Below are 10,132 nucleotides of genomic sequence, written 5' to 3' on the forward strand. Positions count from 1 at the left end.
GCCTGACATGGCTCTGCTGGCCAGCAAGCGCCGGGTCTACTACCCCGCGTGTCCGCTTGCATCCTGTTCGGCCAATCCTTGAACGGGACAGATACTCGATGGCGTACGCTCTCGCCGCGCATCAATGTCCGGCTTTCTTGATATCATACGCTCGTGCTGCCAACTCCGGCCAATACGGCGTGGGTCGCCGATTTCGTCGAAGAAGTCTCAAGGCGCTCGAGGCCAAGGTCGCACAGGAAGGGCTGGTGCTCACCGAGACCCAACTTGCGGCACTGGGCCAAGCTGGACAAGGAGGCGCATGGTGAGTTCGAGAGTGAATACCCGGGCTATTCCGGCGGCCAGGATACCTTCTATGTCGGCAACATGAAGGGGGTTGGAACGCATCTATCAGCAGACCTTCCTCGACACCTATTCGAAGGTCGCCTTCGGCCAAGCTCTATGACCGCTAGACGCCGATCACCGCCGCCGATCTCCTCAACGACCGCGTGGTGCGGTTCTTCGACGCCACGACGTGAGGCTAAGCCGGGTGCTGACTGACCGCGGCACCGAATATAGCGGCAATCCCGAGCACCACGAATACGAACTCTACCTGGCGGTGGAGGATGTCGACCATTCCAGGACCAAGACCAAGAATCCGCAAACGGACCGAATCGTCGAGCGCTTCCACAAGACGGTGCTGGACGAGTTCTACCGGGTCGCCTTCCGTAAGAAGATTTACGGCTCGATCGAGGAGCTGCAGGCCGATCTGGATGAATGGGTCAGAAGCTACAATGAGGAGCGCCCACATCAGGGCCGCTGGTGCTTCGGCAAGACGCCGATGCAGACCTTCCTTGACACAGCCCCCCTGGCGAAGGAGAAAATGATCGCTGCCTAATCCCATCGGACAGGCAAAAACGGACCATTCTCAGACCCCAACTGTCCGATCAAATGCAAACTTCTATACTAAGCCAGTCCTGCCGCCACATGTCGCGAGCCACACCCTCCATGACCGGCGATACGTTGCTGCCGCTTTCATTTCCAGCCGTTGGGCGCAAGAAATTACAGCTGCGTTTGATGACGGACGCATCACTTCGGATGGCGGCGTCAGGCTTTTGGCCGCAGCCGAGCGACGCCTGCAACTGGCCGACAGGCTGGCCGCAGCGAACCACGATCCGCGCGACCCACAGCGGGTGAGCACGCTATGGCCGACATTCTGCGCGCCCGTATCTTTGCGATCGCATGCGGCCACGAGGATGCCAACGATCTCGATCGGCAGCGCACCGACCCGGCCTTCAAGCTCGCCTGCGGGCGGCTGCCCGACAGCGGGATTGATCTGTGCTCGCAGCCGACCTGCTCGAAACCGTCTCGCGCGTCCGCCTGGCCTTCGCCGCCGCCTGTCCCGACGCCAGCCTGTTCGGACAAATCGGTCTCACGCTGCAGCCCGCGGCACCATGAGCGCCGAGGCATCAAGGCCCACCGAAACCTAAACCTTGACTTCAGCGTGTTCCAAAACTCCAGTCTCAGCTGCGGTGAAAAAGAGGCCTCACACCTGCATGACCCAAACACTCAGCGGTGCTCGAACCGCAAGGCTCATGAATATGACGGGCTACATGCTGGAACCAACGCTCGAAATTCGGACGACCAGCGAGGTACGTCCGCAGAAGCTCAAGCGGGGTCGGGAACGAACCACGGAAGCTGTTACCTGGCGTTCACACGATCACAGGACGCTGGTGTGCGGCGCGGCGACCAGGATGAGATCCAAGCGTCAATCGTCAGTCACGATTGTTGTGCGCTTCTCATCAGAATTGTAGGGCCACAAACGTGGCGAACCAGCTCTGAAGTCATCTGGCCCGACTATGCGCATGAGTTTATCTCGAACCAAGATGGTGCCGATATAAACACTCCATTTGGCAACTGATCCTCTGGAAAACGAATGGCGGATCCGACCTTCGATCGTCATGCAAGGCCAGAGCGACAAGATGTATGTCACAAGGAGATACAAGTGCCAGCGATGATCTAAACGGTTGGGACACATTAATGCCAGATCATCACCGCGTTCCCAAGAGACATAGGCTACACAGCATGCGTGGCATTGAAGAATTCCGAGATATTCAAGCTGAAGCGACAGAGTGGCGTCGTTACCTGCACCAAAATCCTGAGCTGGAGTACGGTCTTTATATTACCTCCAGTTATGTCGCTGAGAAGTTGGCTTCCTTCGGAATCGATCGCATTGAGACCGGAATAGCCGAAACCGGGATTGTGGCCGTCATTCAGGGTGCCGACGGAGATGGTCCGACAATTGGCCTGAGAGCCGACATGGATGCGTTGCCCATCCTCGAAGCTTCGAAGAAGCCTTGGATATCAGAGAATGAAGGCAAAATGCATGCCTGCGGACACGATGGTCATACCTCGATGCTCTTGGGAGCCGCCAAGTATCTCGCATCAACTCGCAATTTTAGGGGGGCAGTGGCTCTAATCTTTCAACCTATCCCCGACAGCGTCGAACTCGGGGGCACAGTTCGCAGCCTGTCGCCGGCTTTGCGAGACTTCGCCGAACTGCAGATCGAAGCCTGCGCCCGAGGAATTGGGAACGGCTTCGGTGCCAAGATCGAATTCAGACACCGCCGGCTTGAGCCTTTGACGTTTAATCACACCGGACCAAGCAGTGTTGCGGCCGCCGCAGCCTGAAATCTGGTCGGCGATGATAACGTCGATGACGAGATCCCTCCGCTTATGGGATCCGAGGATTTCGCCTACATGCTGCAGGCGCGGCCAGGGGCTCTTATTTTTGCGGGCAATGGATCGTCTGCAGGCCTGCACAATGCAGCCTATGACTTTGATGACGAGGCACTCCCCTATGGCATTGGGTATTGGGTCAACCTTGTCGAGTCGACGCTGGCAGCTTGAGGATTAACCCGAGCTACCCTATAAGCCGACAAACTCTGGGCGTTAGAAACGTATCCTGTCACATTCCAATGGAGGGATTCATGACTATTAGCCGAGGACCTCAGGCCTTTCCGCGTTCGGAGTATCTGCGCAGAGTTGCCGCGGTAAAAGCCGAAATGGACTGCCGGAGCGTTGAGACACTCGTGGTCTCGGACCCCAACAATATCACCTATCGATCTGGGTACACAGTGCTATCGTCGTATGTCCCGCAGGCGCTTGTAGTTTCCATTCGAGAACAGGAGCCGACTTTCATTTTGCGCAAATGTGATGCGCCGGCGGCCGTGCATGAGACTTCATGGAACACGACAAAATCGGAGCTCGGCCAGGATCGGCTGACTCCTTTCCTGGCGCGGGCACGACGTGCGTCGGCCGACTGGTCGTCCTCGACGTGATAGAGCTCTGCGATGCGACGGAGCGCCTCGCTCGCGATCGGCGCTGGGCCAGCCGCGGCGAGTTCGTAGAAGCGCCGCCGCACGTGGGCCATACGCCGCTCTTGTCGGCGAGCACCCGATATCCACCATATCCGTCGACCTGCAGGATTCCGGCAAAGCCTGCGAGATGAACAATCGGTCGCTCCGCCTTTCGGTCCGGCGCATAGAAATAGGCGACGCCCGGTGGGTCGCTTCCGTCCCATGGTCGGTCATCACGGGCGCTGCCCGTTCTTGGTCTTGCCGCGGCCAGGATCCAGCACTGGCGCCGTGTCTCGTCGGCAAAGAGCTTCGGCGAGGCTTTCAGCTTCTCCAGCAGCCGCTCGTGAACCGAACTAGATTCCCGGCCGCGCGGCCGACCCAGTCAGCGAGCGTGGAGCGATCCAGATTGATACCCTGCCCAGCATAGATCTGCGCCTGACGATAGAGCGGCACGTGATCGGCATATTTGGGACCAGAACCTGGGAGACCGTCGCCTCGGTCGGCAGACCGCCTTCGATCAGCCGGGCGGGCGCCGGAGCCTGCACGACCACGTCCTCGCAAGCACGACAGGCATATTTGGGCCGGCGCACGACGATCACGCGCAGCTGCGCCGGCACGATGTCGAGCCGCTCGCTGAAGTCTCACCGTAGTCCGTTGCGGCAGCATGGGTAGGCATGGTCCTCGATGTCGATGACCTCTCGATGCGCGAGACAAATGCGGCGGAAGCGCACCCCGGTTCGTCCGCCGCTTGCGGTGCGCACCCTGCGCACGGCAGAATCGGCACGTTCGGCGTCTTCCTCGCCGGCAGCCTCGATCTGCTCTGCCTCCTCGAGGCCAAGGAGCAGTTGATCTTCGGGCAGGATCTCGGCCCGGCGACCGAAGCGGTGACGCTGCAATTCCTTGATGATCTGGGTCAGGCGAGCATACTCGACATCGCGCGCCAGGACCATCGCCTTCAGCAATTCGGATCGTCGAAAAGCTGGTCCGCCGTCATCACCATGATCGGATCAGACGATATTCGCCAGTGCCGGGCGACAGCGGAATCCAGGCTGATTCACTTGGTTGCGGATCAACCAGCCTGCGCCGAAGCGAGCGTCCGGCGGGCTTCATGAACCCCGGCCTCGTGCTCCTGGCTCAACGCGGTAGAGGGCTTCTTCGCCAAGCTGTCGAAGCGGCGCCTGAAACACGGCGTCTTCCACTCCGTCGTCGACCTCCAGGCCGCCATCAACCGTTCCTCGCCGAGCACAACCAGCAGCCAAAGCCCTTCACCTGGACCGCCGATCCGACAAGATCATCGCCGCCGTGATTGCAGATATTTATCACAACTTTAACCCAAGGAAGGCGCGTTCTAGGAGATTATGGTCCCCACGTTGGTTGTCGGTGCCGCTCAGTGACAACTGCCGCTTGGAAAAGGGATCTTCTCATGCACATCTTAGAAACGCCGCGCCTGATCCTAAGGCCGCCGTCGCATAGCGACGAGCTTCTTCTACATGGACTTCATAGTGATCCGTTTGTGGTAAACGCCGTCGGGGATGGAGTCTATCCGACGCTAGAGCAGTCGAAAGCCGCACTGCTTCAGTTCATCAATCATTGGCAGCACAATGGTTTCGGCTTGTGGATGGTGTTCGTCAAAGATGAAGCGCATGCGAGAAAATTCGCTGGCTATTGTGGATTGATGTGCAGCGGCTTGAATCTTCCAGAAGATCCTAACAACGTGGAACATGTAACCTGCCTCCACCTTGCATACTCCGGGAGCGGGATTGGCACCGAGGCCAGCAGGGCAACAGTGCGATTTGCTTTCGAGCACTTAAAGCTTGAGAAGGTCACTGGGTTCATTCGTCCAACGAACACGCGTTCACTCCGTAAAGCTCGGAAAGTCGGATTTTGCTATGTTGGAGATAGAACTTACAACAACATGTCGATGAGATATTTTGAGGTGTGCCCGACGACTGCTGTACAACCGGAGAAATTAGTCGTTTCTACTGCGTAGATACAGGGTCACTCAAAATCAGTAGTGCTACGACCCAGAGCTGAGCCTTTGATCCGCGGAGCGTCGAAAGCCGGTTGCGGTGATCATCCCGGCAAAGGCTATCTGGTCTAGCGCAGCGAGGAGAGTGGCCTCGCGGCATTGTACAACTCGACCATCGAACGCACTTGACCTGCCACTGAGTTTTTCCTCCACCTGGAGTTAGAGTCCCTCGATTGAAGGACGGTCAGATGAAGCGGAAGCGGTTCACGGAGGAGCAGATCATTGCGGTGCTGCGCGAGCACGAGGCAGGGGCGAAGACCGGCGATCTCGCCCGCAAGCATGGGTCAGCGAGGCCACGCTGTATAACTGGAAGGCCAAGTTCGGCGGCATGGATATTTCCGGCGCCAAGTGCCTGAACGCTCTGGAGGACGAGAATGCGAAGCTGAAGAAGCTGCTCGCCGACCAGATGCTGGAAGTCTCGGCGCTCCGCGAGCTTCTGTCAAAAAATGTATGGTCCGCCCCGTCGGTGCAAGGGTTCGCGACATCACTAATGACGATTTCAGTTGCATAAATGTATCCGGCCTCTCGCGAGTGGACTGCTGTTGCAGCCAGGCCATGATGAGATCCGCGCACGTCGTTCCCAATAAATGGTTCGGGCACGAAGCCCGCTTTTTTGCACAGGGCTTACGGCATGCTGATCCACCGTCTCGTCATCACGATTCCCGAGCCTTGCAATCGAGCCGTAAGCGTCAGGCGAATGCAGGATCTCTGCGTTCGTAGAGTGCTCCCGGCTTGTCTAAAACCACCCAGACAATGCGTGCCATCTTGGCGGCAATTGCGACGACGGCCTTGTTCGGATGCATGCGAGAACTGAAGGCCGTTGAGCCAGCTTCCCAAGCGATTGCGCGTTCGGTCCAGATGCCGAAAGCAGGATCGCGCTCCATGCACCAGGAGCTTTCTCACGTAGCGGTTACCGCGTTTGCTGATGGCCAGCAACGCTCCAGTCGAGTATTGTCTGGGCACCAAACCCAGCCATGCCGCTAGTGGATGGAATCTAACATTTGGTGCCCGCGTTTGACGGCAGCGATGGTCTGGATCGGCGGTCCAAGTGAAGGGTTTAGGTTGCTGGTTGTGCTCTGCAACGCAGCGGTTGATCGCCGCCTGAAGGTCGACGACGGAGTGGAAGACGCCGCGCCTGAGACGACGCTTCGACAGTTTTGCGAAGAAGCCCTCAACCGCGTTGAGCCACGAGCATGAGGTCGGTGTGAAGCGGAAGGTGAAGCGCTGATGGCGGCCGAGCCAGGCACGCACCTTGGGGTGCTTGTGAGCGGCGTAGTTGTCGAGGACGACGTGGATGGCCTTGCTGGCCGGCACCTCGGCATCGATAGCGTTGAGGAAGCGGATGAATTCCTGATGACGATGGCGCTGCATGTTCCTGCCGATGACGGTGCCGTCGAGTACGTTGAGGGCGGCAAACAGGGTGGTCGTGCCGTTGCGCTTGTAGTCGTGGGTCATAGTGCCGAGCCTACCCTTCTTCATGGGCAGGCCGGGCTGGGTGCGGTCGAGCGCCTGGATCTGGCTCGTCTCGTCGACCGACAGCACGATGGCGTGAGCCGGCGGATCAACATAGAGGCCGACGACGTTGCGCAGTTTGTCGACGAACTGCGGATCGTTGGAGAGCTTGAACTGGCGCCAGCGGTTGGGCTGCAGCCCGTGCGCCTTCCAGATGCGGCGCACCGCGCTGGCGCTGATGCCGGCCGCGGCCGCCATCATGTCGGCGGTCCAGTGCGTCGTCTCGCCAGGCGGGTCCTGCAACGTCAGTGCCACCACGCGCTCGGCGACTTCAGGTCCGAGTGGGGCAATGCGCGAGGGGCGCGTCTTGTCGCGCAACAGTCCCTCGAAGCCTTCCGCGGCGAAGCGCTCCTGCCAGCGCCACACGCAGGTCTTGGACTTACCAGTTTGCCGCATGATCTCGACGGTGCCCACGCCGTCGCTGCTCAACAGAATGATCTCGGCGCGCCAAACGTGCTTCTGCCGCGCATTGCGATCTCTGATCAGCGCGCCCAGACGCTGACGATCAATCGAAGAAACGGTGAGCAATATTCCTGTGCGCATGCGCCAGACTCGCATGCGCACTCACAAAAGGGAATCCCCAGCCGGACTCTTATGTCAGGCGTAAACTAGATCGCGGGCTGTGCGGAACTGCTGCCCGTTGCCGATAGCGGCGAGCAATGCAGTCGCACCTACTAGGGATTGTCATCAGCCGCCGTGCGACGTCCTCTCGATCGGCTATCGCTTCGATCTCCTTCGTCACTTGGCGGATACGCTCTTCAAGGCGAGAGAGATCGGCGCTTAGATCGCCCAGCAGCCGGCGCATTGTCGGCGACAAATCGTTCTCCTCGTCACGCCGTATTCGAGGCAGAAAGCCCGCATTTGGTTGATCAAGCGCGTCCTCGAGCCGACCATTTGGTCACGGATCCGGTGCAGCGCCTCCGCGATCGCCTCAGCGTCGATGATGTCGTTCTTGTTCGACTTCACGTAGGGCTTCACGAATTGCGCGGGGATCAAGCGCACCTTGTGACCAAGTGCTTTATCTTCCGGGCGAGCCACTGTGAACCTGCGCGGGAGTCCATGCCGACAATACTCGGATCTGCGCGTGTAAAGAACTGCAGAAGGGTGGTCTCGCCGAAAGCGAGCTTTCTGAACAGGTGTGCCGTCGCAGCTCAGGCCAACGACGTGGAAGATGTTCTTGCCAATATCGATTCCATAGACAGCCGCGGGTCGCGGCAAATTACGATGAGCCATGCTACTTCCCTCCATTGATCTGACCTCCACATGATGAGCGAGGAGGGACGGGGCGGACCATCCCATTAATGCGTTCATCGCGCGCCTGTCGAAGGGCTATGGGACATTGGTCGGCGAACGCGGCGTGAAGCTCTCCGGGGGCGAGCGCCAGCGGATGGTGATCGCGCGCGCCTTCCTCGCCAACGCGCCGATGCTGATCCTGGACGAGGCCACATCGAGCCTCGATTCGGAGTCGGAGGTGCTGGTTCAGAAGGCGATGGATCGGCTGATGGTCGGTCGGACCACGCTGGTCATCGCACACCGGCTGTCGACCGTCCGCGCGCTCGGCAGGCTGTTCGTCTTCGAGCGTTGCCGCATCGTCGAGGGATGGCGATCATACCGCGCTGGTCCGTCTGGAGGGCGGCATCTATCGCCGCCTCTTCGAGCGGCAGGCTTTGGAATTGACGAAGGGCCTTGCCTGAGCGCCGAGCGGGCCGCGCGCTGTGCACCCGGTTGCCAGGGCGGCGCATCGCCCCGTGAGTCCTTAGGTGCGGGCGGCGACAGCCGGAATGATCGGCGCGACCGGAACGGTCAGTCGGGCGGCGGGAGCGAGAACGCACGAGATAAAGTCCTTTAAAGTTCTGCAGACTCAGCGTAGTACGCTCTGGGCCTTCGGAGAACGAAGGTCGGCTCTCGGAGGTCATTGGGGAAAGGCGTGCGCCCTCCGCTACCATCGCGCGCTAATTGAAATCGAAGTAGCGCAGACTGAACCGCGGTGCTACGATCCGTCGCGGATCCCAGGGAGCGATAACGCCGGCGCTGTGCTGGAGCCGCACCAGACGTCAGTTCGTCGAACTTGCCGACATCGCCGCCAATGCCCGGCGCGGCCGATTAGGCGCCGTCATCTCGATGGGCAGGATGGGACAGCCGGTAGAGGTCGCGGACGAAGTGCTCTTCCTGGCTTCGCCGGACGCTTCATACGTCAACGGCTCAATCCTGTACGTGGACGGCGGCTTGACCTCGTTCGGCGATGCAGGATTCGTCAGCGAACTCGATCAGGAGGCAACCGAAGACGTGGAATGATTGTCGACTCAGCTGGCGGGCTGCGGCTGGTGCACGGAAGCGCGGGCGCAAGGCGAGGCCGCATTAGCGCCAACTTTCCGGGCGCGGCTGCGATCGCCGAACCGGAAGCGTCACTGGACTCGCACCTGCTTGCCGAAGCCCTGGATGAGGCAGGCATCCCCCCCGTTGTGAACAATCGTCTTCGGGCGCAGGAATGTTGCTCGTAGGGTCCGGGCGTCGACAAGGTATCGTTACCCGGCGCCACCTGAGCTGGTGCGGGGAGGTGAAGAGGCCTCAGAGTCCTGTTCGCCAGTAGTGCTCGACCAACTGATTAAGTCTACGGCGCGTTGAAGTATCGCCTCGGTCTGAGCAAGGCTGGGTGAAGAAGCGACGACACGCCCGATCAAATCTCGGTAATCGCCTTTCCTGATGATCGGCGTTTTGGGCTTAACATACAACTTGACCTCGGCGACGCCTGGTACAGCAGCCGCCCGACTGTCGCCACCGATCCACTCGAGGGTGCCATCGCGGTCAGGAACTAGGAACCGTGCGGCCGCCGTGTGCGAATGCCTTCTGCGCAAATCCCATTCCTCGCCAATAACAAGCTTGATGTGCTCGGTGATGAGATCGATACCGTAAGCCAGCTTAATGAGTTGAGGATCGGTCCCACCGGCAAGACGCGGATTGACTTCAATGACGACCGGGCCACGCTTCGTCCACCGGAGTTCGATGTTCGTTGGCCCCCAGGCAAGGCCGAGAGCTTGCAAGCAGCTCAGCGAAACATCTGCGATACGCTCATGCTCGTCATCAGCCAGCTGGGCCGGAAAGGTCGATTCACGGAAGACAAAATGCGGCAGGGGCCCGAAGTCAGCGGCACCAATCCCAATGACCTCGTTTCCCATTATATGAGCGCCATAAAAGGGGCCTTGTGCGAATTCTTCGACCAGTATCCTCGGCGAAGACGGCCAAATGTGCTTCCCGT

The 10,132-nt window shown here is 59.6% G+C and carries 4 protein-coding genes and 11 pseudogenes; 8 read left to right on the forward strand and 7 right to left on the reverse strand.

The genetic code is table 11. From position 1 onward, the window contains the following. Positions 1-197 precede the first annotated feature (197 nt). The 3 pseudogenes from ACWUKX_RS27680 to ACWUKX_RS27690 all read left to right on the forward strand — a co-directional run. Positions 198-874: pseudogene (locus ACWUKX_RS27680) on the forward strand (integrase core domain-containing protein); the annotation flags it as partial. Between the two features lie 110 nt (positions 875-984). Next, positions 985-1,339 (forward strand): annotated as a pseudogene (locus ACWUKX_RS27685) (transposase); the annotation flags it as partial. A gap of 722 nt (positions 1,340-2,061) precedes the next feature. Further along, positions 2,062-2,886, forward strand: a pseudogene (locus ACWUKX_RS27690) (M20/M25/M40 family metallo-hydrolase). Positions 2,887-3,094: 208 nt separating this feature from the next. On the opposite strand, the pseudogene ACWUKX_RS27695 reads toward ACWUKX_RS27690, so the two are convergent. The 3 genes and pseudogenes from ACWUKX_RS27695 to ACWUKX_RS27705 form a co-directional block, all read right to left on the reverse strand. Beyond that, positions 3,095-3,788, reverse strand: a pseudogene (locus ACWUKX_RS27695) (IS66 family transposase). Then, entirely contained in the window at positions 3,689-3,952 is a 264-nt protein-coding gene (locus tag ACWUKX_RS27700; RefSeq protein ID WP_456009871.1) for an IS66 family transposase zinc-finger binding domain-containing protein, read from the reverse strand. Before ACWUKX_RS27700 ends, ACWUKX_RS27695 begins: the two are co-directional and overlap by 100 nt. Before the next feature lie 24 nt (positions 3,953-3,976). Further along, positions 3,977-4,285, reverse strand: coding sequence for a transposase domain-containing protein (locus ACWUKX_RS27705; protein WP_456009875.1), 309 nt, complete (start codon positions 4,283-4,285; stop codon positions 3,977-3,979). Positions 4,286-4,447: 162 nt separating this feature from the next. Here ACWUKX_RS27705 and ACWUKX_RS27710 point away from each other — a divergent pair. From ACWUKX_RS27710 to ACWUKX_RS27720, 3 genes and pseudogenes are all read left to right on the forward strand, one after another. Beyond that, positions 4,448-4,640: pseudogene (locus ACWUKX_RS27710) on the forward strand (IS630 family transposase); the annotation flags it as partial. 118 nt (positions 4,641-4,758) lie between these two features. After that, entirely contained in the window at positions 4,759-5,325 is a 567-nt protein-coding gene (locus ACWUKX_RS27715) for a GNAT family N-acetyltransferase (RefSeq protein ID WP_456009872.1), read from the forward strand. A gap of 227 nt (positions 5,326-5,552) precedes the next feature. After that, a pseudogene (locus tag ACWUKX_RS27720) lies at positions 5,553-5,815 on the forward strand (transposase); the annotation flags it as partial. A 238-nt stretch (positions 5,816-6,053) separates the two neighbouring features. Here ACWUKX_RS27720 and ACWUKX_RS27725 read toward each other — a convergent pair. The 3 pseudogenes from ACWUKX_RS27725 to ACWUKX_RS27735 all read right to left on the reverse strand — a co-directional run. After that, positions 6,054-6,348: pseudogene (locus ACWUKX_RS27725) on the reverse strand (transposase); the annotation flags it as partial. Beyond that, a pseudogene (locus ACWUKX_RS27730) lies at positions 6,345-7,419 on the reverse strand (IS630 family transposase). The pseudogenes ACWUKX_RS27730 and ACWUKX_RS27725, both read right to left, overlap by 4 nt. Positions 7,420-7,485: 66 nt before the next feature. Beyond that, positions 7,486-8,109: pseudogene (locus ACWUKX_RS27735) on the reverse strand (IS110 family transposase); the annotation flags it as partial. A gap of 73 nt (positions 8,110-8,182) precedes the next feature. Here ACWUKX_RS27735 and ACWUKX_RS27740 point away from each other — a divergent pair. Then, positions 8,183-8,570: pseudogene (locus ACWUKX_RS27740) on the forward strand (ATP-binding cassette domain-containing protein); the annotation flags it as partial. A gap of 382 nt (positions 8,571-8,952) precedes the next feature. Beyond that, positions 8,953-9,171 (forward strand): SDR family oxidoreductase, encoded by a 219-nt coding sequence (locus tag ACWUKX_RS27745; RefSeq protein WP_456009876.1) that lies wholly within the window; start codon positions 8,953-8,955, stop codon positions 9,169-9,171. A gap of 230 nt (positions 9,172-9,401) precedes the next feature. On the opposite strand, the pseudogene ACWUKX_RS27750 reads toward ACWUKX_RS27745, so the two are convergent. Then, positions 9,402-10,132, reverse strand: a pseudogene (locus tag ACWUKX_RS27750) (ATP-grasp domain-containing protein); the annotation flags it as partial.

The sequence above is a fragment of the Mesorhizobium sp. f-mel genome, from assembly GCF_053850215.1.